The sequence below is a fragment of the Microbacterium sp. F51-2R genome, assembly GCF_052180235.1.
Taxonomy (GTDB): Bacteria; Actinomycetota; Actinomycetes; order Actinomycetales; family Microbacteriaceae; genus Microbacterium.
On sequence record NZ_CP197470.1, the window covers coordinates 2,019,429 to 2,041,379 of the forward strand.

Annotated in this window: 25 protein-coding genes and 1 riboswitch; of the genes, 7 read left to right on the forward strand and 18 right to left on the reverse strand. The window is 72.6% G+C overall.

Translation table 11 applies throughout. The features are described from left to right. Positions 1–45 precede the first annotated feature (45 nt). From ACSBPH_RS08955 to ACSBPH_RS08965, 3 genes are read left to right on the forward strand one after another with little or no spacing between them, the layout of a single operon-like run. Positions 46–528 (forward strand): GNAT family N-acetyltransferase, encoded by a 483-nt coding sequence (locus tag ACSBPH_RS08955; protein ID WP_442574001.1) that lies wholly within the window; start codon positions 46–48, stop codon positions 526–528. Positions 529–538: 10 nt separating this feature from the next. Continuing rightward, a complete protein-coding gene (locus ACSBPH_RS08960) occupies positions 539–1,432 on the forward strand; it encodes a hypothetical protein (RefSeq protein WP_442574002.1) in 894 nt (297 codons plus the stop codon). A 21-nt stretch (positions 1,433–1,453) separates the two neighbouring features. Beyond that, positions 1,454–2,092, forward strand: a complete 639-nt coding sequence (locus tag ACSBPH_RS08965) for a LysE family translocator (RefSeq protein ID WP_442574003.1) — start codon at positions 1,454–1,456, stop codon at positions 2,090–2,092. A 25-nt stretch (positions 2,093–2,117) separates the two neighbouring features. Here ACSBPH_RS08965 and ACSBPH_RS08970 read toward each other — a convergent pair whose 3' ends face one another. From ACSBPH_RS08970 to ACSBPH_RS08980, 3 genes are read right to left on the reverse strand one after another with little or no spacing between them, the layout of a single operon-like run. Then, complete coding sequence (locus ACSBPH_RS08970; protein ID WP_442574004.1) at positions 2,118–2,972, reverse strand: SDR family oxidoreductase; 855 nt, start codon at positions 2,970–2,972, stop codon at positions 2,118–2,120. Then, positions 2,969–3,772 carry an enoyl-CoA hydratase/isomerase family protein gene (locus ACSBPH_RS08975; protein ID WP_442574005.1) on the reverse strand — a complete coding sequence of 268 codons (804 nt, stop codon included), beginning with the start codon at positions 3,770–3,772 and terminating at the stop codon, positions 2,969–2,971. Before ACSBPH_RS08975 ends, ACSBPH_RS08970 begins: the two co-directional genes overlap by 4 nt. 32 nt (positions 3,773–3,804) lie before the next feature. Then, positions 3,805–4,566 (reverse strand): SDR family NAD(P)-dependent oxidoreductase, encoded by a 762-nt coding sequence (locus tag ACSBPH_RS08980; protein WP_442574006.1) that lies wholly within the window; start codon positions 4,564–4,566, stop codon positions 3,805–3,807. A 143-nt stretch (positions 4,567–4,709) separates the two neighbouring features. Between ACSBPH_RS08980 and ACSBPH_RS08985 the strand changes: the two genes are divergently transcribed. Then, on the forward strand, positions 4,710–5,054 hold the full coding sequence (locus tag ACSBPH_RS08985) for a DUF488 domain-containing protein (RefSeq protein WP_442574007.1): 345 nt from the start codon (positions 4,710–4,712) through the stop codon (positions 5,052–5,054). A 16-nt stretch (positions 5,055–5,070) separates the two neighbouring features. On the opposite strand, the gene ACSBPH_RS08990 is transcribed toward ACSBPH_RS08985, so the two are convergent. The 3 genes from ACSBPH_RS08990 to ACSBPH_RS09000 all read right to left on the reverse strand — a co-directional run bounded on the left by ACSBPH_RS08990 (position 5,071) and on the right by ACSBPH_RS09000 (position 7,980). Further along, the gene (locus tag ACSBPH_RS08990) at positions 5,071–5,859 is read right to left on the reverse strand and encodes an energy-coupling factor transporter transmembrane component T family protein (protein ID WP_442574008.1); all 789 of its coding nucleotides are present in this window, start codon (positions 5,857–5,859) and stop codon (positions 5,071–5,073) included. Continuing rightward, the gene (locus tag ACSBPH_RS08995) at positions 5,856–7,349 is read right to left on the reverse strand and encodes an ABC transporter ATP-binding protein (protein ID WP_442574009.1); all 1,494 of its coding nucleotides are present in this window, start codon (positions 7,347–7,349) and stop codon (positions 5,856–5,858) included. The genes ACSBPH_RS08990 and ACSBPH_RS08995 overlap by 4 nt, the downstream gene beginning before the upstream one ends. A 1-nt stretch (position 7,350) precedes the next feature. Beyond that, the gene (locus tag ACSBPH_RS09000) at positions 7,351–7,980 is read right to left on the reverse strand and encodes an ECF transporter S component (RefSeq protein WP_442574010.1); all 630 of its coding nucleotides are present in this window, start codon (positions 7,978–7,980) and stop codon (positions 7,351–7,353) included. Beyond that, a riboswitch (TPP riboswitch) is annotated at positions 7,972–8,080 on the reverse strand. (Overlaps the previous gene by 9 nt.) Before the next feature lie 39 nt (positions 8,081–8,119). Between ACSBPH_RS09000 and ACSBPH_RS09005 the strand changes: the two genes are divergently transcribed. Beyond that, entirely contained in the window at positions 8,120–9,577 is a 1,458-nt protein-coding gene (locus tag ACSBPH_RS09005; RefSeq protein ID WP_442574011.1) for a D-alanyl-D-alanine carboxypeptidase family protein, read from the forward strand. A 69-nt stretch (positions 9,578–9,646) separates the two neighbouring features. Here ACSBPH_RS09005 and ACSBPH_RS09010 read toward each other — a convergent pair whose 3' ends face one another. From ACSBPH_RS09010 to ACSBPH_RS09025, 4 genes are read right to left on the reverse strand one after another with little or no spacing between them, the layout of a single operon-like run. Next, entirely contained in the window at positions 9,647–10,576 is a 930-nt protein-coding gene (locus tag ACSBPH_RS09010) for a J domain-containing protein (protein WP_442574012.1), read from the reverse strand. Positions 10,577–10,586: 10 nt separating this feature from the next. Then, positions 10,587–11,096 (reverse strand): hypothetical protein, encoded by a 510-nt coding sequence (locus ACSBPH_RS09015; protein WP_442574013.1) that lies wholly within the window; start codon positions 11,094–11,096, stop codon positions 10,587–10,589. Continuing rightward, entirely contained in the window at positions 11,093–11,980 is an 888-nt protein-coding gene (locus ACSBPH_RS09020) for an LssY C-terminal domain-containing protein (RefSeq protein ID WP_442574014.1), read from the reverse strand. Before ACSBPH_RS09020 ends, ACSBPH_RS09015 begins: the two co-directional genes overlap by 4 nt. Before the next feature lie 5 nt (positions 11,981–11,985). Next, a complete protein-coding gene (locus ACSBPH_RS09025; RefSeq protein WP_442574015.1) occupies positions 11,986–13,056 on the reverse strand; it encodes an enoyl-CoA hydratase/isomerase family protein in 1,071 nt (356 codons plus the stop codon). A 138-nt stretch (positions 13,057–13,194) separates the two neighbouring features. Between ACSBPH_RS09025 and ACSBPH_RS09030 the strand changes: the two genes are divergently transcribed. Both ACSBPH_RS09030 and ACSBPH_RS09035 read left to right on the forward strand, forming a co-directional pair. Beyond that, positions 13,195–15,144, forward strand: coding sequence for an ATP-binding cassette domain-containing protein (locus ACSBPH_RS09030; RefSeq protein ID WP_442574016.1), 1,950 nt, complete (start codon positions 13,195–13,197; stop codon positions 15,142–15,144). Then, entirely contained in the window at positions 15,141–15,965 is an 825-nt protein-coding gene (locus ACSBPH_RS09035) for an ABC transporter permease (protein WP_442574017.1), read from the forward strand. Before ACSBPH_RS09030 ends, ACSBPH_RS09035 begins: the two co-directional genes overlap by 4 nt. Here ACSBPH_RS09035 and ACSBPH_RS09040 read toward each other — a convergent pair. From ACSBPH_RS09040 to ACSBPH_RS09075, 8 genes are all read right to left on the reverse strand, one after another. After that, entirely contained in the window at positions 15,958–16,416 is a 459-nt protein-coding gene (locus ACSBPH_RS09040; protein ID WP_442574018.1) for a hypothetical protein, read from the reverse strand. The two genes, ACSBPH_RS09035 and ACSBPH_RS09040, sit on opposite strands and share 8 nt — an antisense overlap. Positions 16,417–16,503: 87 nt before the next feature. Continuing rightward, the gene (locus ACSBPH_RS09045; RefSeq protein WP_442574019.1) at positions 16,504–17,301 is read right to left on the reverse strand and encodes a uroporphyrinogen-III synthase; all 798 of its coding nucleotides are present in this window, start codon (positions 17,299–17,301) and stop codon (positions 16,504–16,506) included. 202 nt (positions 17,302–17,503) lie between these two features. Then, positions 17,504–17,776 (reverse strand): hypothetical protein, encoded by a 273-nt coding sequence (locus tag ACSBPH_RS09050; protein ID WP_442574020.1) that lies wholly within the window; start codon positions 17,774–17,776, stop codon positions 17,504–17,506. After that, positions 17,766–18,167 (reverse strand): phage holin family protein, encoded by a 402-nt coding sequence (locus tag ACSBPH_RS09055; RefSeq protein ID WP_442574021.1) that lies wholly within the window; start codon positions 18,165–18,167, stop codon positions 17,766–17,768. Before ACSBPH_RS09055 ends, ACSBPH_RS09050 begins: the two co-directional genes overlap by 11 nt. Before the next feature lies 1 nt (position 18,168). Beyond that, complete coding sequence (locus ACSBPH_RS09060; protein WP_442574022.1) at positions 18,169–18,561, reverse strand: hypothetical protein; 393 nt, start codon at positions 18,559–18,561, stop codon at positions 18,169–18,171. A gap of 103 nt (positions 18,562–18,664) precedes the next feature. Beyond that, on the reverse strand, positions 18,665–20,122 hold the full coding sequence (locus ACSBPH_RS09065; RefSeq protein ID WP_442574023.1) for a protoporphyrinogen/coproporphyrinogen oxidase: 1,458 nt from the start codon (positions 20,120–20,122) through the stop codon (positions 18,665–18,667). 71 nt (positions 20,123–20,193) lie between these two features. Continuing rightward, the gene (locus ACSBPH_RS09070; RefSeq protein ID WP_442574024.1) at positions 20,194–20,973 is read right to left on the reverse strand and encodes an ABC transporter ATP-binding protein; all 780 of its coding nucleotides are present in this window, start codon (positions 20,971–20,973) and stop codon (positions 20,194–20,196) included. Continuing rightward, on the reverse strand, positions 20,970–21,950 hold the full coding sequence (locus tag ACSBPH_RS09075; protein WP_442574025.1) for an ABC transporter ATP-binding protein: 981 nt from the start codon (positions 21,948–21,950) through the stop codon (positions 20,970–20,972). Before ACSBPH_RS09075 ends, ACSBPH_RS09070 begins: the two co-directional genes overlap by 4 nt. Position 21,951: the final 1 nt, after the last annotated feature.

Genomic DNA, 21,951 nt, shown 5'->3' on the forward strand with positions numbered 1-21,951 from the left:
CTGCAAGTCCGCCCGCGGGTCGTGCGCGAGGGCTAGCGTTGAGGCGTGAGCGAGCTCGACGTCACCGTCCGCGACATCCGCCTCGAGGATGCTGGCGAAGTCCTGACGCTGCAGCGCGCCGCCTTCGTGCAGGAGGCGCTGATCTACGGCAGCCCCGAGATGCCGCCGCTCACGCAGACCCTCGAAGAGCTGGAGCACGAGCTGCACGAGAACCTCGGGTGCGTCGCGCTGGAGGGCACGCGGATGATCGGCGCCGTCCGCGCGCGGATCGACGACGGCCTGCTTCTCGTCGGCCGCATCGCTATCGCCCCCGACGCGCAGGGCAAGGGCATCGGCACGCTGCTCCTCGAGGAGGTCGAGCGGCGCGGACGCGAGGCCGGCGCACGCGAGGCCGAGCTGTTCACGGGATCGCTCAGCGAGGCGAACCTCCGCCTCTATGAGCGCGAGGGCTACGCCGAGTCGCAGCGCGTGCCGGGCGACGACGGCACGGCGCAGGTCTTCCTGCGCAAGGCGCTGGTGTCGTCATGAGGCGGGAGAGATGGATGACGCGACCCGGGCCGAGCTCGCAGAGCTGAGACGCCGGGCCTTCGGCCCCCTGCCCGACATCGCCGGCGATCCCGCGGCGATGGCTCGCCTCGCCGTGCTCGAAGACCTCTCGCAGGACGAGCACACCGCCGGGGTGGGGGACGCTGAGGGAGGGGATGCGGGCTCCGACGCCTTCTCCGGCGCGCTTCCTGCGGACTCTGGTCATGCGGGTCGTGCCGGTGGCGCGGTCGCCGGGCCCGTCGACGGTCGGGGGACGGATGCCGAGTCCTTCGCCCTCGCGACACATCCCCTCCGTCCGGCCGCCCTGGCGGACGGCGACCGCCGCGCACCCCGCCGACGGCGCCGCCGCAGCGGGGCCGGTGTCGCCCTGGGTGCCGCGGTGATCGCGACCCTCGTCGTCTTCTCGACCGCTGTCGTCGCGCCGCAGAGCGGTGTGCACTTGAAGACGCAGGACATGCAGGCCGCGTACGCCCTGGCGGTCGACCCGAACGCCCGAGTACTGGTGCAGGTGCCCCTGCACAGCTGGTACGGATCGGAGAACGCGCCGACGCTCCCGTCGGACGCGCCGCCCTTCCCGACGAGCGGCACGATGCAGTGGGCGACGAACCTCGGCAGCTACTACGGCTGGCATCTGTGGATCGGCGGGGCCCGGGGCATCCTTCAGGAGGAGGTCTGCATCGCCGTCTCGCGCGGTGACACGGGGAAGGGCCGCTGCGTCGCCGAGCCGCTGCGCTCCTCGAGCGCGCTCGCGGTGACCCTCCCGCTGCGCGACGTGCCCGAGGGCGACCGCCCCGCAGCCCTCGTGCCCGGGAAGCGGCTGGGATTCTGGTGGTTCCACGATTCGGCCGTGACGATCATGCTGACGTCGGGGCCCGAGGAGGAGTGAGGGCGGCGCTAGGGTTTCTGCGTGGTCCCGATCGAGAATCTCCTCGCCTTCGCTCTCGCGGCCCTCGTGCTCATCGTGATCCCGGGGCCGAGCGTCCTCTTCACGATCGGGCGGGCTCTCGCGCTCGGCCGCATCGGCGGCCTCCTGAGCGTGCTCGGCAACGCCCTCGGGCTTCTGCCCGTCATCGTCGCCGTCGCGCTCGGCATCGGCGGCATCGTCGCGAGCTCGATCGTGCTCTTCACCGTCGTCAAGATCGCGGGCGCCCTGTACCTCGTGTATCTCGGGGTGCAGGCCATCCGGCACCGCAACCGCCGCGCCGAGGCCGCCGTCAACGGCACGCTGCCGCGGTCGGCGTGGCGTCAGCTCGGCGAGGGCTTCATCGTCGGCATCACCAACCCGAAGACGATCGCGTTCTTCGTCGCGGTTCTGCCGCAGTTCGTCGACCTCGACGCCGGCATGGTCCCGTTGCAGATGATCGAGCTCGGCCTGGTGTTCTTCGTCATCGCACTGATGTCGGACGCCGTCTGGGCGCTCATCGCCGCCGGCGCACGCGACTGGTTCGGTCGCTCGCCCCGGCGCATCGCCCGCCTGACCGCGACCGGCGGCGGGCTCATGATCGGCCTGGGCGGCATCCTGCTCCTCCCCGCCCCTCACTCCTGACCGGCCGGCCCCGAAGGGCGGCGGATCAGTCGAGGAAGATGTCGGGGAAGAGGGCGGAGTCGGGCGTGCCGGGGACGGCCGCGTATCCGGAGAAGTCGGTGACCCCGGCATCCGCCAGGACGTCCTCGACGATGAGCGTCTGCCCGGTGTACTCCCGCGACGGCCTCGTCAGCACCTCGTAGGCGGCATCGGCGTAGATGTCGGGGGTGCGGCTGGCCTTCATCATCATGTCGCCGCCGAGGGCGAACTGCACTGCGGCGGTCGCGATCGTCGTGCGCGGCCACAGCGTGTTGGCGGCGATGCCGTCTTTGGCGAACTCCGCCGCGAGGCCGAGCGTCACCATCGTCATGCCGTACTTCGCCAGCGTGTACCCCGTGTGCGCGCCGAGCCACTTCGGCGAAAGGTTGAGCGGTGGCGAGAGCGACAGGATGTGCGGGTTCGCGCTGTCGCGGAGCATCGGGATGGCCGCCCGCGACAGGAGGAAGGCGCCTCGGACGTTGACGTCCTGCATGAGGTCGTACTTCTTCGCCGCGAGATCCAGCGAGCCCGAGAGGTCGATGACGCTGGCGTTGTTCACGACGATGTCGATGCCGCCGAACTCGCCCTGCGTCTCGAGCACGGCCCGGGTGATGTCGTCGTCGTTGCGCACATCGCCGACGATCGGGAGCGCGTGACCCCCGGCATCCCGGATCTGCTCCGCCGCCGAATGCACGGTGCCCTCGAGCTTCGGGTGGGGGGTGTCGGTCTTGGCCATGAGCGCGATGTTGGCGCCGTCGCGCGCAGCGCGCAGCGCGATCGCGAGGCCGATGCCGCGGCTGCCGCCCGACATCAGGATCGTCTTGCCGGCGAGGCTCGCCGAGCCGGTCGAGGGGTCGGTCATCTCGTCTCCTTGGGATTGCGGGCCGGCTCCGGCCGTTTCGAGGATGCCGCGGCGAAGGCCGCGACGCGCGTGCGCGACTCCTCGGTCTCGAAGCGCGCGCCGATCGTCGCTGCCTCGTCGTCGAGGTTCTCGGCGAAGGTGCGGTCTGCCCCGGCCCGGACGAGCCGTTTGGCCTGGCCGAACGCCACCGTCGCGTTCGCGAGCCAGAAGTCCGCGACGGCGCGGGCCCGGTCGGCGACCTCGGCCGCGGAGACCACCTCCGAGACGAGGCCCCAGTCCAGTGCCGTCGCGGCGTCGATCCCGCGGTCCTGCAGCAGCAGCGCGAGCGCCCGCCGCTGGCCGATCGCGGCGGGAAGGAGCGTCGAGACGCCGAGGTCGGGCGTGAGGCCGATGTTGGCGTACCGGCTGACGAACTTCGCCGTGTCGGACGCGACGATGTAGTCGGCCGTGAGCATGAGGCCGAGGCCGCCGCCGGCCACCGCGCCCTGCACGGCGGCGACGATCGGCGTGGCCGAGAGCGCGAAGGTGCGGATGCCGTCGTGGATGATGTGCGCCGTCTCGGTCACGTCCGACCCCGTGGCGCGCGACGTCGCCATCGCGATGACGTCGCCACCGGCGCAGAACGCGGGGCCCGCGGCATCCAGGATCACGGCCCCGACCGAGTCGTCGGACGTGAGCTCGTACGCGATGTCGCGCCACAGGCGCCCCATCTCGAAGTCCATCGCATTGAGCACCGCGGGACGGTTGAACGTGACGCGCGCCAGGCCTCCCTCGCGCGTGACGAGGATCGAGTCGCTCACTCCTGCTCCTTCCGTGTCGTCGGCGAGGCCGGTCACTTCGGCGCCATGCGGATGGCGCCGTCGAGCCGGATGGTCTCGCCGTTGAGGTAGCCGTTGTCGACGATCGCGAGCACGAGCTTCGCGTATTCGTCGGGGCGCCCGAGCCGCTGCGGGTAGGGCGCCTGCTGCCCGAGCGAGAGCTGCGCCGCCTCGGGGAGGCCCTTGAGCATCGGGGTCTCCATGATGCCGGGCGCGATCGTCAGCACGCGGATGCCGTAGCGCGCGAGCTCGCGCGCGATCGGCAGCGTCATGGCGTGCACGCCGCCCTTGCTGGCCGAGTACGCGGGCTGGCCGATCTGCCCGTCGAAGGCGGCGACGCTGGCCGTGTTGACGATGACGCCGCGGTCGCCGTCGACGGTCGCGTCAGTCCGGGACATGACGGCGGATGCCTGGGCGATGACGTTGTACGTGCCGATGAGGTTGATGCGCACGATCCGTTCGAAATCGGCGAGCGGCGAGGGGTTGCCCTCGCGGTCGAGCACCTTCGCGGGCGGCGCGATGCCGGCGCAGTTGACGACGACGCGCAGCGGACCCGCCTCGGCGGCCAGCGCGACGGCGGAGGCGACCTGTTCGGGGTCGGTGACGTCGGCGGGCGCGAACGTGCCGCGGAACTCTTCGGCGACGGATGCCCCGGCAGACCCGGGCAGATCGACGACCGTGACCGCGGCTCCCGCCTCCGCGAGCCGGCGCGCGGTGGCAAGACCCAGTCCGCTCGCGCCGCCCGTGACCAGCGCCGCTGCGCCCGAGATGTCCATGCGTTCTCCTTCGAACCGAGGTGGTGGCATCCAGTCCCAGCATATGCAGGACTCCGTCTCACCGGTGCCGCCGGCGCGGCCGCCTCCCCCAGGCTAGTGCGGGAGGGTGGCGCGGCGGGAGCGCGAGGGGTTCACTGGAAGACGTGGATCTCCTCATCAAGCGCGTCTACGACGAGCCGTCCGGCGCCGACGGCTTCCGCGTGCTCGTCGACCGGCTCTGGCCCCGGGGCCTCAGCAAGGAGCGCGCCGCCGTCGACCTCTGGGCCAAAGAGGCCGCGCCGACGACGGAGCTGCGCCGCGCGTTCCACCAGGACGGCATGGACTGGGAGACGTTCGCGGCGGCCTACCGCGCCGAGCTCGCCACCAATCCGGCGGTCCCCCGGCTGCGCGAGCTGCTCGCCGGCAAGCCTGTCGTGACCCTCCTCTACGGCGTCCACGACGAGCGCCACAATCACGCCGATCTGCTCCGCGAGGCGCTCCTGGAGTGATCGGGCCGCGACGGGGTCATCCCGGTCCGAGGATGAAGTTCCACGTCCCCGCGAACGCGGCCGCCGCGACGGCGATCGCCGAGATCGCGGCGCCGATCGCCATGAGCACCCACTCGCGGCCGCCGAAGCGCGACTGGCGGGCCCACGTGCGCTCGACCGGCGCGCCGAAGCCGCGCGCCTCCATCGAGGTCGCGAGCTTGGACCCGCGGCGGATCGAGAGCACGAGGAGCGCGAAGGCCATGCCGAAGAACCGCCGGAACCGGCCGCGATCGGCGACGCCGCGCGCGCGGCGCGCGAGCTCGAGGGCCCGCCAGTCGTCGATGAAGAGCCCGACCATCCGCAGGCCCGCGAGGGCGCCCAGCACGAAGCGCGCGGGGAGGCGGAGCACCTGCGCGAGGCCGTCGGCGAGGTCGGTCGGGTCGACGGTCACGAAGAGCACGACCGACGGCAGGGCGATCGCCAGCACGCGGAAGAACGTCGCGACGGCGAGCTCGAGCGATCCCTCGCTCACGCGCACGAAGAACCAGTCGACGTAGATCGTCCCCGACGTCTCGCCGTAGAGCGCGATGGTCAGCCCCGTGAGGGGCGCGGCGACCCACACCGGCCACGTGCGCGTCCAGAACTCCCGCCACCCGATCCCCGCGAAGGGGAAGAGCAGGCACTCCAGCAGCAGCGCGACCGATGCCGACACCCAGTCGAGCGTCAGCACGAGGGGCAGGGCGATGAGGGCGCTCGCGCCGAGCTTCGCGACCGGATTGATGCGTGCGACGGCGCCGGTGCGGGCGCGCGTCTCGAGCAGGGTCATGCGGATGCCTCGGCATCCGTCTGCGACGCCGCGAGCTCCAGCACCTCGGCGTGGAGCGCCCGCACGACGTCGAGATCGTGCGTGATCGCGACGATCGCGGCGCGCTCGTCGCCGTCGCGGCCGTCGCGGAGCCCCGCGAGGAGGGCGACCAGCTCTGCCCACGTACGGGCGTCCTGACCGAACGTCGGCTCGTCGAGCACGAGCACGCGCGGCCGCGTCGCGAGCATGGCGGCGACCGTGAGCCGGCGCTTCTCGCCGCCCGACAGCGTGAACGGGTTCGCCGCGGCGAGGTGGTCGAGGCGCAGGCGCGCGAGGAGCTCGTCGACCCGATCGGCGGTCGCCCGCTCCTCGAGCCCGAGCGCACGCGGGCCGACCTCGAGCTCGTCGCGCACCGTCTGCGTCAGGAGCTGATGCTCGGGGTCCTGGAAGACCGTTCCGATCCGCGTCAGGAGCTGCCGTGAGGTCCAGCGGATGGGCGAAGGGCCGGCGCCGGCGGCGAGCGCGCCCGTCGCCTGCAGTTCCCCGGCCGCCGGCGGCAGGAGGCCCGCGAGCGTGAGACCCAGCGTCGACTTGCCCGCACCGTTCGGCCCCGTGACGGCCAGCACCGAGCCCGCGCGCACGTCGACGTCGATCCCGCTCGCGACGGGCCGGCCCTTGACCCGCGCGACCGCGAGGCGCCGCCCCGTGAGGAGCGCGGCGCCCGGCGCATCGACGGGCGGCCCGGGGACGGCAGGCGGAATGCCGGGCACCCACACCCCGGCCGCGGCGAGCCGCGCCCCCTCGCGGCCGAGCACGTCGGCGGGCGCACCGTCGGCGACGACACCGCCCTCGCCCAGCACGATGACGCGCGACACGACCGGCAGCCACACCTCGACGCGGTGCTCGACGACGACGAGGGTGGCCGGGTGATGCTCCAGCAGCCGTTCGACGGCCTCGCGCACCTCCCCGATGCCGGCGGGGTCGAGGTTGGCGGTCGGCTCGTCGAGGAGCAGCAGCCCCGGCCGCATCGCGAGGGCCCCTGCGAGCGCGAGCCGCTGCTTCTGCCCGCCCGAGAGCGCCTTCGTCTGCCGATCGAGCGGCACGTCGAGCCCGACGGCGTCGAGCGACTCGCGCACACGCGGCCAGATGAGCTCGCGCGGCACTCCGAGGTTCTCGCAGCCGAAGGCGACGTCGTCGCCCACGCGGGCGAGCACGACCTGCGCGTCGGGGTCCTGCAGCACAAGCCCCGCTATCCCACGGGCGGATGCCGCGGGCCGACCGCCGACGAGGAGCTCGCCGTGGGACTCGCCCTCGTCGGCGCCGCCCAGCACGCCCGCGAGGCCGTGCAGGAGGGTCGACTTGCCCGCGCCGGAGGCGCCGAGGAGCAGGACCCGCTCTCCGGGCTCGATGCGGAACGAGGCATCCTGCACCGCCCAGCCCCGGCGGCTCGCGTGCCGCCAGCCCCAGCCGCAGGCCTCGACCCCGGCCGGGGCGGGCGTCTCGACAGGCACGCTAGACGCGGGCGCGGGCCTCGCGGCCGGACGCGAACCGGTCGAGAGCGCCGGTGTGGGCAAGGCCCCGCGTGAGCACCCACGGCAGCAGGCCGGCGATGACCGCGCCCGAGATGACGGTGGAGATGAGGTAGGTGATCGTGAAGGACGTGCCCGAGCCGGTGTACCAGAGCAGGAGATTGTTGATCCCGCCCGCGAACGCGGCGCCCGCGCCGGCGAGCATCGCGACGGGGAGGTTCCAGACGCGGTACAGGAAGGCGAGGAAGACGAGCTCCGCCCCGAGACCCTGCACCAGGCCCGCCTCGAGCGTCAGGAAGCCGCCCCACTGGTTGCCGACGAGCGCCGACACGACGGCGGCGAGGGTCTCGGTGTAGATCGCGGCACCCGGCTTGCGGATGATGAGCGCCCCGAGCACGCCGGCGAAGAGCCACGGACCGTCGAGGAGGCCCTGCAGACCCGGGAGCAGGGGCTCCAGGAGCGCCTGCGGACCGAGGTAGCCGATGTTCCAGAAGAGGAAGATCAGGCCGGACGCGACGCCGATGACACTTGCGACGACGATGTCGACGACCCGCCACCGGAGGCGGTGCGAAGCCGCCGAAGCGGTCGTGGGGGCAGACGTGGAAACGTGCATTTCTCTCCTCCCTGCGCTGGCATGATCCAGATCAGGTTCGACGGTCGGAGCGTGGTCGCTCCCTCTCAGCCCGGCACACCGGACTCCCGTGGTTGTGGCATTGATCATACCCCGCGGGCGCGCGCGGTACCTTAAGCGGGTGCCTCTCGCCGACACCGAACCCTCTGCTCCGCGCGCCCTGCGCCCGGACTCGGGCTCGGTCGCGCTGAGCGAGGGCGCCCCCGAGCACCCCGTCGCCCTCGCAGGCGCGGCGCCGGCACCCCACAAGGTGGCCTTCTCGTGGGTCGATGAGGCCTCGTTCTCGCAGACGGTGCTGGCGCCCCGCGACCCGGGCGCCGCGCGGCCGGCGTCCGCCGAGACCGACCTGCTCGCGAAGGCGCCGCGCCGTTCGCCGTGGCGCGCGGGCGTGCTCGTGCCGATCGCGGTCATCCTCTTCCTCTTCGGGGGCTACGCCGCGACGACGCTGCTGTGGCCCCTCACCGCCGTGACGCCGACGATCGCGGCCGTGCAGGTCGATCCGATCCCCTCCGCCGTCACGACCCCCGCGTGGCCGGCCGAGGGCTCCGGCGCCGTCGCGGTCGGCGGCATCGGCGATGTCGTGGCCTCCACCGAGGACGCTGCGCCCATCGCGAGCATCACGAAGCTCGTGACAGCCCTCCTCGTCCTCGACGAGATGCCCCTCGCCGTCGGCGAGCAGGGCCCCGATTTCCGCTTCACCTCCGGCGACCGCCAGGCGTACTGGGGCTACCGCAACCGCGGCGAGTCCTCGCTCGACGTGCCCGCGGGCGGCTCGCTCACCGAGTACCAGATGCTCGAGGGCATGCTCATCGGGTCGGCCAACAACTACGCCGACCGCCTCGCGAGCACGTTCTGGCCGAGCGACGCCGTGTTCGCGAGCGCCGCCGACACCTGGCTGAAGGCCCACGGCGTACCGGGAATCAGGATCGCCGAGCCCACGGGCTTCGACAAGCGCAACACCGCGAGCGCCGCCGCTCTCATCCCCCTCGCGCAGAAGGCCCTCGCCAATCCCGTCATCGCCGAGATCGTCGCCAAGCCCGTGGTCGACCTCCCGGGCGCCGGCCGCGTCGAGAACACCAACGAGCTCCTCGCCGACCCCGGAGTGATCGGCGTCAAGACCGGGTCTCTCGACGACTTCAACCTCCTCGCCGCGAAAGACGTCATGGTCGGCGACACCGCCGTGCGCCTCTACGCGGCGGTGCTCAGCCAACCCGACGACGCGGCCCGCTTCGCCACGACGCGCGCCCTCTTCGCACAGCTCGAGAGCGAGCTGCAGGTCGAGCCCTCGGTGCCCGTCGGCACCAAGGTCGGGACGGTCGAGACGGCGTGGGGCGACCGGGCGGATGTCGTGACGGATGCCGACGCCTCCGTCGTGCTGTGGAACGGCGCCGCGGGAACCGTCGCGACAGACATCGCCCTCGGCGACAGCCGCAGCGCGGGCGACACGGTCGGCTCGCTCCGAGTCAAGGGTCCGCTCGACAGCGCGACCGTCGATGTCTCGCTCTCGAACGACATCGAGCCGCCGTCGGCCTGGTGGCGCCTGACCCATCCGCTCGAGCTCTTCGGCCTCGCCGGCTGACGGGCCTCGAGGGCAGGCTCCGTCCCTGACGCCGGCCGGCTCACCGGCCCACCGCGCTCCCGGCCGCGTTCAGACGTGGCGGACGGTGTGCTGCAGTCTCGTGCGCACGTCGAACACCTCGTTGCCCCCGATCTCGCGGGCCCCCGTGACGCCCCGCCGGAGGATCGTCGACAGCGCGCTGCGCGTGACGACCGCGACGGGCACGCCGCGCACCCGGCCGATCTCGTCGATGGGCTGCGCGAGGTCTTCGTCGGGGAGCACGACGATCGCGCCGCTGAACTTCACGCGGGCGGCGCGTGCGATCGTGCGCAGGTGCAGGACGAGCGTCGCGATGGGCGCCCCCTCGATGCCGTCGCCGATGAGCTCGCCTCGGCGCACGCGCACGGGGCCGCCGAAGTCCTCCGAGAGGATCCCGTAGAGCCCGCTCGGGCCGAGCACGACGTGGTCGACCTTCTCGTCCGACGCGCGCCCCGCCGCGACGTCGTGCCACACCGTGTAGCCCATGCCGAGATCGGCGACGACCCGGGCCGTCGCCTCCTCGGCGAGGGCGTCGGCGAGGAGCCTGCGCAGAAGCCGCGGGGCCGACCGCACGAGCGCGGGGTCGTAGGGGTCGGGCATGTCCACGCCGCGGCCGACCCACTCGCGCATCAGGTCGAGATAGCGCTCGCGCCGCCAGCCCCCGGGCTGCCCGTACGACCGCGCGCGGGGTCGTGTGTCGGCCGGACGCGAGGGCGGACGCCAGGCCGGGGCATCCGGACTGAACGAGGGAGCCGCCTGCGCGCCGAAGCCGTGCCCGCGGTCGTATGCGGCGCGGGCCTCGGGCGTTCCGACGAGCTCCCATGCGCGCTGCACCTGGATGAAGACCGCCGCCTCTCCCCCCGTGTCGGGGTGGGTCTGGCGCATCCGAAGCCGGTACGCCTTGCGGAGGGCGTCTTCGTGGACCGTCGGATCGACGCCCAGCACCTGATACGCCGAGGCGGACAGGGGGGAGTCGAACATGCGGATCCTCTCAGCGCTGCTCGTTGCGCCGAGCGTAGGCGGCCGCGCTGCGGCTGGACAGCGCGAGGAGGATCAGCGTATCGAGAGCCGTCGAGAGGAGGCTCGTCTTGAGGGTGATCTCCAGGTCTTCCAGCCACCACGAGACGAACGCGGTCGAGATCGAGAGGACCGCGACGACCATGACGATGACGCGCGCCCAGTTGTACCCGCGGAGGATGAAGACGGCCAGCACCACGTCGACCACGATGAGGGCGACGACGAGCGACAGGATGATCGCGAGTCCGACGCCGGCGGCCTCGGCATCCGTCAGTCCGTCGATCGCGATCGCGCTCGAGGTGGCCACGAGGTTCCAGTGGAGCCCCAGTTCGGCCAGGAACAGCAGCCCCGCCACAGCGCGGAGGAAGACGAGCACGGCCCCCGTCACCGTCGTGACCGGCCGCTTCATGTCGGGGTCGTAGCGCGGCGGGCGCAGGAGCCGCCCCGCCGGCTCGTAGGAGGGCCGCTTCGCCGGTGTCGTCACGGCGTCGCCTCCGATCCGCCCGCACCGGCAACGACACGGGGCCCGAGGGTGACGTCGCGCACGTCGACGATCGGGAGGTCCCCGTCGGTGCTGATCGAGTCGCCGCCGCCGTTTCGTGCGTGGTACCCGGTGGAGAAATCCTCGATGATCCGCACGTCGATGCGCGGGTCGGCGAGGGTAAGCGTCGCGACGATGTGATCGCGCTCGACATCCGTCTCGGCGTCGATCTTGTGCGTGACCTGCAGCGTGAACAGCGACAGCCCGACGCTGCGGTCGAAGGTTCCGGCGGCGAGCCAGTCGACCCTCCGCCCGCCGGGGAGGAGCCAGCCGTCGGGACACTGCCAGAACCGCACGTGGTGCCGCTGGGCGGGACTGTCGTCGACGTCCTGCTGGTACGCGAAATCCTGCTGCCGGCCGAAGAGGAAGAGCGGGCTGACGGGCGCCTCGGGGTAGCTGCGCCGCCCGACGGTCGAGGCGATGATGCGCCACGTCGAGGTCATCGTGATGGGGTGGGCCCTGGTCCAGCCCGCCGCGGTCATCGCCGCCTCGATCTGCTCGCCGCTTCCCATGAAGGCGAGGTTGACGGGGTCTCCGAGCAGGCCGTCGCTCGTGCGTGTGCGACCGATGAAGTAGTCGGGCACGTAGACGGTGGTGAGGATCCGGTGCAGGCGCGGCAGCACGAGGTAGGCCAGGAGCCCCCAGAAGACGATCGCGAGGAGCAGTCCCCACCAGCCGACGTTGAAGGTCTCGGTGAAGCTCAGATACGCGAGCCAGATGGCGGCGAGCCCCGCGAAGACGAAGAAGAACCAGTCCAGCGCGATCCCGAACGACCACGTGCGCGTGCGCGTGGCCGATGCACCGTCGCCGTTGCTGCCGCGCGCCACGGAGGTCAGCTCCAGAGCGGGACCGCGGGGGTGAACGAGAGGGCGGATGCCGCGGCATCCGCCGGCAGCTCCGCCAGCGTCGCAGGACGCCAGCGCGGCGAACGGTCCTTGTCGATGACCTGCGCGCGGATGCCTTCGGCGAGGTCGGGCTGCGTCGTCACGAACCACATGACCAGCCCGTACTCCTGCGCGAGCGCGTCGCGCAGGCCGGGAAGAGTCCGCACGCGCCGGATCGCCGCGAGGGTGACCGCGAGGCCCGTCGGCGAGAGCTCTTCCAGAAGATCGGCGGTGGCGGATGCCTCGTCCTCCGGTCGCGCGCGGAGGCGGCCGATGATCTCGGGCACGCTGTCGGCCGCGAACGCGTCGTCGATCCACCCGCGCGCGGCGATGAGCGACGACGGCTCGGGGGTCTCGTCGAACAGGAGCACGAGCTCGCCGGGTCCCGACGGATCGGCGCGCGTCTGGAGCGCGTCGCGCAGACCCTCCAGGCTCGCGGACGGAACGAAATGGTCGGCGAACCCGGCGTACACGGCGTCCGAGGCATCCATCGTCCGCCCCGTCAGCCCCAGGAACTCGCCCAGACGCCCCGGCGCACGCGCGAGCAGCCACGTGCCGCCGACGTCGGGGGTGAAGCCGATGCGCGTCTCGGGCATCGCGAGCTTCGAGCGCTCGGTGACGATGCGCAGAGCCGCGTGCCCGGCGAGGCCGATTCCGCCGCCCATCGTGATGCCGTCGGCGAAGGCGACGAAGGGCTTCGGGTACTCCGCGATGCGGGCGTTGAGCGCATACTCCTCTCGGAAGAAGACGGCGGATGCCTCGGCATCGCCGGCGACCGTGCGCTCGTACAGGCCCCGCACATCGCCGCCCGCGCAGAGCCCGCGCTCGCCCGCGCCGTCGAGGAGGACGGTGTCCAGGTCGGTGTCGTGCTCCCACGCGTCGAGGGCTTCGGCCAGGGCGCGGATCATGTCGAGGTCGAGCGCGTTGATCGCCTGCGGACGGTTGAGCGTGAGACGGCCGAGGGAGCCGTCCGTGCGCACGTGCACCTTCACTTCGGGTCCGGCTGCTGCTTCGCTCACGCGTGCCACGTTACCGCCCGGCCCTCGTTCGGCGAGGGAGCGGAGGAGGGCGGCGGCGTGCCCGTCGCACGTCCCTGCGTGAAGGCGGAGTTTCCGCAAAGATAGGGAGAAAAGCTCACGACGACGAGAGGGTTCGGCATGCCCGAAGGACAGCTGCTGGAATTCTCCGCGGTCACCAAGCGCTTCGGCGCGGTGACCGCCGTCGACGGATTCACGGCACGCGTCGAACCCGGCCGGGTCACCGGCTTCCTGGGTCCGAACGGCGCGGGCAAGACCACGACACTGCGCATCCTGCTCGGACTCGTGCGCGCGACCGAGGGCGGCGCGACGATCGGCGGCGTCCCGTACGCGAAGCTGAAGAACCCCCTGCGGACCGTCGGGGCCGTGCTCGAGGCCTCCAGCTTCCACCCGGGCCGCACGGCCGCGAACCACCTGAAGGTCTACGCGCAGGCGGCCGGGCTCCCCGGCGCACGCGTCGATGAAGCCCTGGGACTCGTCGGCCTCGCCGATGTCGCGGGCCGAAAGGTCGGCGGTTACTCCCTCGGCATGCGCCAGCGGCTCGGCCTCGCGTACGCCCTCGTCGGCGACCCCGGGGTGCTCGTGCTCGACGAGCCCGCCAACGGCCTCGACCCCGAAGGCATCAAGTGGATGCGCGGGCTGCTGCGCGAGCTCGCACGGCAGGGCCGCACGGTGCTCGTGTCGTCGCACCTGCTCGCCGAAGTGCAGCAGACCGTCGACTCGCTCCTCATCATCTCGGCGGGGCGCCTCGTGTTCGAGGGCGGACTCGACGAGCTCGCCGACCCGACCGAGTCGGCCACCGTCGTCGACGCCCGCGACCGCGCCGCCCTGTCGGCGGCGCTCCGCGACGCGCACGTCGAGGTCGAGGTGCTGCGCTCGGGCCTGACCGTGCGAGGGCTGGAACCCGCCGAGGTCGGGCAGATCGCGGCCGACGCGGGAATCGCGCTGTCGTCGCTGCACCGCCGCGGGCCGGCGCTCGAAGAGGTGTTCCTCGACCTCGTGAACGGCACACGCGTTCATTCGCCGGTCGGTGCGGTGCCCGTCGCGGACTCGGGCGCTGATGCGCCGGGCGCGGCGGCGGGAGCGGCTGCGGCAGCCGTGGCCGTCGCGGTCGCCGTCGAGGAGGAGGAGCCGGGCGCGGCCGCCGAGGCCGAGGCCGAGGGCGAGACTGTCGTCGCGCCCGAGGCGAAGGTCGCGGCGGGAGCGGCGGCTGTCGTCGGGCCCGAGGTCGAGGTCGCCGAAGCGGTGCCGGAGGCGGAGGTCGCAGGAGTCGTCGAGCTCGCCGAGGTCGCGCCTGTGGCCGAGACGGCCGCCGACGGCGAACCCGTGGCCGAGGACCGGTCCGAGTCCGAGTCCGAGTCCGAGTCTGAGCCTGGACCCGACGCCGAGGGCGAGACGGATGCCGAGGCCACCGGCCCCGCGTCGTTCGCCGTCGCGAGCACCGGCGTCATCGACATCATCCCGCCCGCCGGTGACGAGACGCCGAGCGCCGACGCCTCCCTCGTCCACGAAGCCGCCGCCACGGCCGACGACGGCGCCGACGCCACCGCCGGCACCGACGGCATCACCGAGGAGACGCTCGTCGTCGACGATGACGGTGCCGCCGACGACGACTTCTCCGGTGGGGTGCTCGACGACGAACCCGTCACGGCGACGGAGGAATGGGCATCCGTCGCCCCGTCCGAGGATCAGGACGTCGACCAGATCGAGCCCGCCGAGCCTGAGCCCGCCGATCGCGAAGACACGGCGGCGGCGGAGTGGGACTCGGTCGCACCCGCCTCATCCGACGGCGGCCGGGCCGACAGCTCCGACCCCGACGGCGGCCAGGCCGACAGCGCCGACGCCGACGCTGGCCAGGCCGACAGCGCCGACCCCGACGGCGGAGGCGGCACGGACAGTCCCGACGATCCGCAGGAGGAGAGCACCGAGCCCCCCGCTGAGGTGTCGGACCGGCCGTGGGAGCACTACGCCAAGACCGACGCCGACGTGGAGGCCGACCGCTTCTTCGGGGCGTTCGACGAGAACGAGCCTCGCACCGACGAGCACAGCGAAGGAGGCGAGCAGCGATGACCCTCGCCACGACGACACGCTCCGAGACCACGAAGCAGTTCTCCACCGCGATGTGGTGGATCCTCGCGATCGTGCTCCTCGTCTACGTCGGCTTCACCGCCGCCGTCCTCGGCTTCGTCTTCACGGCGTCCGCGACGGGAGCCATCGGCGGCGCCAACGGCCCGCGCATCCCCGAGGCCGACCTCCCGCCCATCCTGTACAGCACGGCGACCGCGGTCGGCTACGTCTTCCCGCTTCTCATCGGCACGCTCATGGTGACGAGCGAGTTCCGGCACAAGACCCTCACGCCGACCTTCCTCGCGACGCCGCGCCGCGGCCTGGTGCTGTGGGCCAAGATCCTCGTCGGCGCGCTCCTCGGGGTCGTCTACGGGGTCATCGGCGTCATCGGCGCCGTCGCCCCGTCGGCCGCCTTCCTCGCCGGATACGGCGTCGACACGGGCTTCTCCTCGTCCGACACATGGGCGATGTTCGGACGGATGCTGCTGGCCTACGTGCTCTGGGTCTTCATCGGGATCGGGGTCGGCGCGCTCGTGCGCAACCAGGTCGGCGCGATCGTCGGGGTGCTGGTGTTCACGCAGTTCCTCGAGCCCGTCGCGCGGGCGGCCGCGGCATTCGTGGAGGGGATGGACTCCTTCACGAAATACCTGCCGGGCGCCGCCAGCGATGCCCTGGTGGGCGCGAGCGTCTTCTCGGCCAGCGCCGCGCAGACGGGGGGCGGCGAGACCCTCGAGTGGTGGGCCGGCGGGCTCGTCCTGCTCGGCTACGCGGCCGTGCTCGTGATCGTCGGCTACCTCGTCAGCTGGCGCCGCGACGTCAGCTGACGCCCGGCACGGGCACGGGCGAGGACGACGCGCGCTTCGGGCGGGGCTTGCGGGCCTTCGCGGCGATCTCGGCGACGTCGGCGGCTTCGGCCTCGTCGGCGACGTCGAGCCGGAGCGCCTGCACGAGCGCGAGGCCGTGGCGCGTCGTGAGCATGATCCGCTCGAACTCGGGGTGACCCTCGAGGTCGATGACGACACCCGCGCGATGGCGGCGGATGATGGCGAAGTCGTCGCCGCCCGCCGACTTCCACGTGCCCATCGCGAGCACCCCCCGGACGTGCGTGCCGGGGCTCGGGACGCCGCGGAGCCACGTCCAGACGTCGTCGGTCAGCTGCACCTTCGAGATGGCGGAGCGCTCGATCGCCACATTCCCCTTGTGGAATGCGAGCAGGCGCTCGGTGCCCGACAGCACGACCTCGAGGCGGGTCGAGTCGAGCAGGAGCGTCACCATGCGACTAGTCTGCCAGCGCCGCGTGGGCCTGACGGAGCCGTTTGCTCACAGGACGGCAACGATCGCTCATGTCGATGATCCGTCTGGTCAGGGCGCGAACTCGTCGGCCGCGTGCGGAAGCGGGAACCGCGCGACGGCATCGATGAGGGCGTCCACCGTCTGACGGTCGGCGACGACGTCGACCGAGAGCCCGGCGCGGCGGGCGTCCTTCGCGGTGCGCGGACCGATCGCGGCGATGAGCGTCGTGTCGGGGACCTCGGGGAACTGCAGGTGCACCTGCTCGGCGACCGAGCCGCTCGTCACGAGGATCGCGTTGATGCGGCCGCTGCGGACGTCTTCGGCGATCTTCTCGGTGACGGGCACTCCGACGGTGCGGTACGCCACGACGCTGCGGACGCGATGACCGGCTTCCGACAGCATCCGCGTGAGCACGGGCTTGGCGATCTCGCTGCGCAGCGTCAGCACGTCGCGCGGCTCCGGCTCGATGCTGAGGAGCTGCTCGGCCATTCCGGCTGCGGAGTTGTCGCGATCGGGCACGAGGTCGACGCGGTAGCCGACGGCCAGGAGCGCCGCCGCCGTCGTCTCTCCCACCGCGGCGACCTTGGTCTTCGCAGGGATGACGGCGCGATAGGCGTAGAGCACGTCGACGGTCGTGGCACTGGTCAGCGTGAGCCAGTCGAAGGCGCCGTCTGCGAGATCGCGCAGGGCAGCCTCGAGGGTCACCTGGTCGTTCGAGGGGGCGAAGTTGATGAGGGGGGCGATCACGGGCACCGCGCCCTGCTTGCGCAGCGACGCGGCCACACCATCGCCCCACGGCCCGCCGCGGGGCACCAGGACGCGCCACCCCGCGAGGGGTTTCGCAGGTTGCTGTGGTGAAGCGTTCATGGGGTCGACTCTCGTGGTACTCGGTCAGCCGCCCCACGTCCGGACAGCCGACGTGCGACCGGGAACCCTTTCCGAACGAGGGGTTCGCGCCGTCGGCAGCATCCGCGCCATCGCACTGCCTGGTTCCGAGCATACCCCCGACCCCGACGGCTGTCGGGTCGGGAATCCTGCGCGGGCCACGGGCACGACCGGCAGAGGCGTTTCAGCGAGTGTACGAGCGGACGAGCGCCCACACGAGCGCGCCGACCGCCGAGGCACCCGCGACGACGATCGCGGTGGCCGCCGTGGGGTTGCGTCCGCTGAACTCGCGCGCGTCGCGCCGCACGCGGGTGGCGAGGTGCGACAGGCGGCGCGGAAAGTTCGCCTTGACCTCGATCGCGGCCAGCGTCGCCTTGAGCTCGGCGCGGGCTTTTTCGACGGGATCGGTGATCCCGAGCGGGACGGCGGTGCGGGGCACCGGAACCTCAGAGCTCATCGCGCACTGCCTCCACATCCTTGGCGATCGACTGGGCGGGGTTCTGACTCTTGACCACCTTGCGCCAGCGCAGATACCCGAGGAAGCCGAAGAGGGCGGCGACCAGGAGCAGCACGATGAGCACGATGAGCGAGGCGACCCACGCGGGCATCCACGACGACAACCCGATCACGATGAAGGCCAGCAGCATCGGGATCGACCAGAACAGCATGAACAGCGCGCCGATGATCCAGCCCGAGCCGATGCCGGCGTCTTTCGAGGTGCGCCTGATCCACGCCTTCGCCGCCTCGACCTCGGCCGTGACGAGGTTGCGGACGAGTTCGGGGACGTCGCCGAGGAGAGTCAGCAGACTCTCGTCGGCGCGATCGCGGAAGCCGCGAGGAGTCGTCATGTCACGCCCCGCCGCGGCCCGCACCGGTGGCGTCGTCGATGACGTCGTCGACCGCATCCTTGACGGCTGAGGCGGAGGTGTCGGCGGCCCGGCCGACGTCGTCGGCGGAGTCCTTCCCGACCTTGATCGCGGCATCCAGTCGCTGTCCGGGTGTCGTGCCCTTCGAGGTGGCGGCCTTGGTGACCTTCACGGCGCTGTCCCACAGCGTCGACGGGAGGGCCATGGCGCTGGACTTGGCGAAGTCCTTCGCCTTGCCGACCTGCTCCTGCACGGGGTCGAGGTTCCAGACCTTGAGCGCCTGCGACTTGATCTGCTCGTACCGCTCACGACCTGCGCGAGCACCGAGCACATAGCCTGCGGCGAGACCGATGACGAGTCCTACTTTGCCTTTCATGGCGCGTCTCCTCACGCTCGGGGGGTGCTGCGTCCTCCCAGGTTAGTGCGGCATGCCGATTCCGGCATCCGCCCTTGACAGATCCGGACGCACCACCTCGCGCTCAGGTCGCGGCGCCGCCGAAGAGCGCTCTGCGCCGCACGTGCTCGGCCTCGTCGAGCGCATCGGGGACGACCCGGGCCATGCCCGATCCGGCGAGCCACCCCCCGACGGCCGTGAGGCCCGGCACGCCGCTGATCGCGCCGCGCGTCGCCGCGACGAAATCGGTGTGCCCCCGCAGCGAGGCGGGGGTCGGCGGGGCGAAGCGCTCGCGCACGGCTCCACGGACGATCCCGATCGGCGCGTCCAGGAGAGCGGATGCCTCCTCCGCCGCGAGCGCGGCCGCCCCGGCGTCGTCGAGACCCGCCGTGGCGGCGGCGGCCGACGCCGTGCCGAACGAGACGCGCAGGACGCGGGCGCCCCCGGCGAGGGCGGACAGCCACGGCCAGCGCGCCGTCGCGTCGACGATCCCCGTCGCACGGTGCGTCCCGGCGACGGGGTAGACCGCGCCGCGGCTCCCGTCCACCTGCGGCGCGTCGACGACGAGCGTCACGACCTCCACGGGATGCTCCTGGCGCACGGGGGCGTCGAGGGCCGGTACAGCGGCCTCGAGGAGGCGCCGGGCGTCGGCCTCGGGCACCGCGACGATGACTTCGACGGCGGGGTCGAGGGCGGGGGCGTCCTCCGACTCGGCGTCGAGCTCCACCCACCAGCGGCCGTCGTCCAGCCGCTCGAGCCGCGTCGCCGCGCGTCCGAGCACGATCTCCGCGCCGAGCTCGTCGAGCCGAGCCCGAGCGGCGGCGACGAGCCGCGTCATCCCTCCGACGATGCCTTCGAGCTTCGACCCGGGCGACCGGTCGACGAGGAGATCCGCCACCGCCCCGCTCAGCGATCCCGTCCGCGTGAGGGCGGTGCTGAGGCCCGGGGCGACTCCTTCGACGTCGATGTCGTCGGGATGCGTGCCGTAGACGCCGACGCTCACCGGCGCGACGAGGCGCTCGAGCACGGCCTCGCCCATGCGCGAGCGGACGAGCGCGCCGAGGCTCCGCTCCTTGCCGATCGTGAGCGGCGGCCGCAGGCGGTCGACGTACGCGCGCCACGTGCCGTTCCAGCCGATGATCCGCCGGACGCCCTCGTCCCACGGGTTGCCCGGGATGCCGGCGACCGTCGCAGACGGAAGGGGGGCCGCCCCGCCGGGGAGGCCCGCGATCCACGTCTGCGTCTCGGTCGCGGCGACGATCTCGCCGCCGAGGCCCAGGTCGGTCGCGAGCGCGCGCACGGCCGAGCCGCGCGTCGACCAGCCGTCGACGGCCGCGCCGAGCTCGAGACCCGCCGCCTCGACAGTGCGGAGGTTGCCGCCGAGTCGATCGGATGCCTCGACCAGCGTGACGCGCAGCCCGACCTTGGCGCACTCGAGGGCCGCGACGATCCCCGCGATCCCCCCGCCGATCACGACGACGTGCCGGTCGTGGGCAGTGGCGGCGAGCCTGTCGAGTCCGTCGTCCGTCGCCGCTTCGCTCATGCCAGCCTCCCCGTCCATCCTCGCATCCCGCCCGCCGGACCGAGCCCGGGGGCCGACCGGAGGGCAGCGGGTCAGTCGTGCGGGGACTGCCGGGCACGCGCCTCGGCGCGCGTGAGCGGCGGGGCCGCGGCATCCGTCGATCCGCCGTCCGCACGCGGCGACGCCGCGGCGCGGGTGTCGGAGGTGACCCGGCCGTCGTGCAGCTCGATGACGCGGTCGGCGCGCTGCACGAGGAGGGGATCGTGGGTCGAGACGATCGCGGCGATCCCCTGCGTGTGCACGAGGTCGCCGATGAGGTCCATGACCGTCGCAGCCGTCCGCGAGTCGAGCTGCCCCGTCGGCTCGTCGGCGATGAGCGCGCGCGGGCTGCCGACGATCGCGCGGGCGATGCCGACGCGCTGCTGCTGACCTCCCGAGAGCTCGCTCGGCCGTTGCTGGGCGTGGTCGGCGAGACCGACCAGGCGAAGCGCCTCGGCGACCCTCGCGTCGCGGTCGGCGGGCGCGACCTTCGCGATGCGCAGCGGGAGCTCGACGTTCTCGGCGGCCGAGAGCACGGGAATGAGCCCGAAGGACTGGAAGACGAACCCGAGGTTCTCGCGGCGGAGCGTCGCGAGCGCGTCGTCGTCGAGGTCGGCGGTGTCGGTGTCGCCGATCCAGACGCGGCCCGACGTGGGGGCGTCGAGGCCGCCGAGGAGGTTCAGGAGCGTCGTCTTGCCGGCCCCCGACGCGCCGCGCACGACGAGCAGCTCGCCCGGTCGAACCTCGACGTCGATGTCGGCGCACGCGTGCACGTCGCCCGCCGACGACGGGAACGTGCGGGTCAGCTTCTCTCCGCGCAGCACGGCGCTCATGCGGGCTCCTCTTTCGTCGGGGTCGGTTCGGGGCCGGATGCCGCGCCGGGGCCCTCATCGGCTTCGTCGGCCTTGGGCCGCCCCGGCCACACGCCGACGTGATCGGGCTCGAGTGCGAGCCGCACGCGCTCGCGGAGGTCGAGCGCCGTGACGAACTCGTCGGGGAGCTGGAGGCGTCCGACGCGGTCGACGACGGCGTACTCCTGCGCGACGTGTTGCTCGGCGCCGGTCTCGTCGACGCGGGTCGAGCGCAGGACCTCGGTCGATGTGCGACCGTCGCGGATCTGGACGGTGCGGGCGACGTGCTCCGAGACGCCGGGGTCGTGCGTCACGATGAGCGTGGTCACGCCGAGCTCGCGATTGACCGAGCGCATCGCCTCGAGCACGTGGGCGCTCGTGGTGTCGTCGAGCTCGCCCGTCGGCTCGTCGGCGAGCAGCACGCGGGGGCCGTGGGCGATGCCGACGGCGATCGCGACGCGCTGCTGTTCGCCGCCCGACATCTCGGACGGGCGGCGCTCGGCGCAGTGCGACACCTCGAGGAGGTCGAGGAGCTCGGCCACGCGCGCACGGCGGGCCGAGGCGCCGCCCTGACCGCCCGTGATCGCGAGGGTGGCGGCGACGTTCTCGCCTGCCGTGAGGTACGGAAGCAGGTTGCGCGAAGTCTGCTGCCACACGAACCCCACGCTGTTGCGGCGGAACGCGACGCGCTCCTTCTCCTTCATCGTCAGCAGGTCGTGCCCGGCGACCCACGCGACGCCCGCCGTCGGCTGGTCGAGGCTCGACAGGATCGACAGGAGCGTCGACTTGCCCGATCCCGAGGCGCCCACGAGCGCCACGAGCTCTCCCGGCTCGATGCGGAGGTTCAGTCCCTGCAGGGCCTGCACCTCGACGCCCTGCGCCGTGAAGATGCGCACGAGGTCGACGCACAGGATGTCGGCGTCGGGGGTTCCCGGCGCCTGCTGTCGCACGTGGGCCATG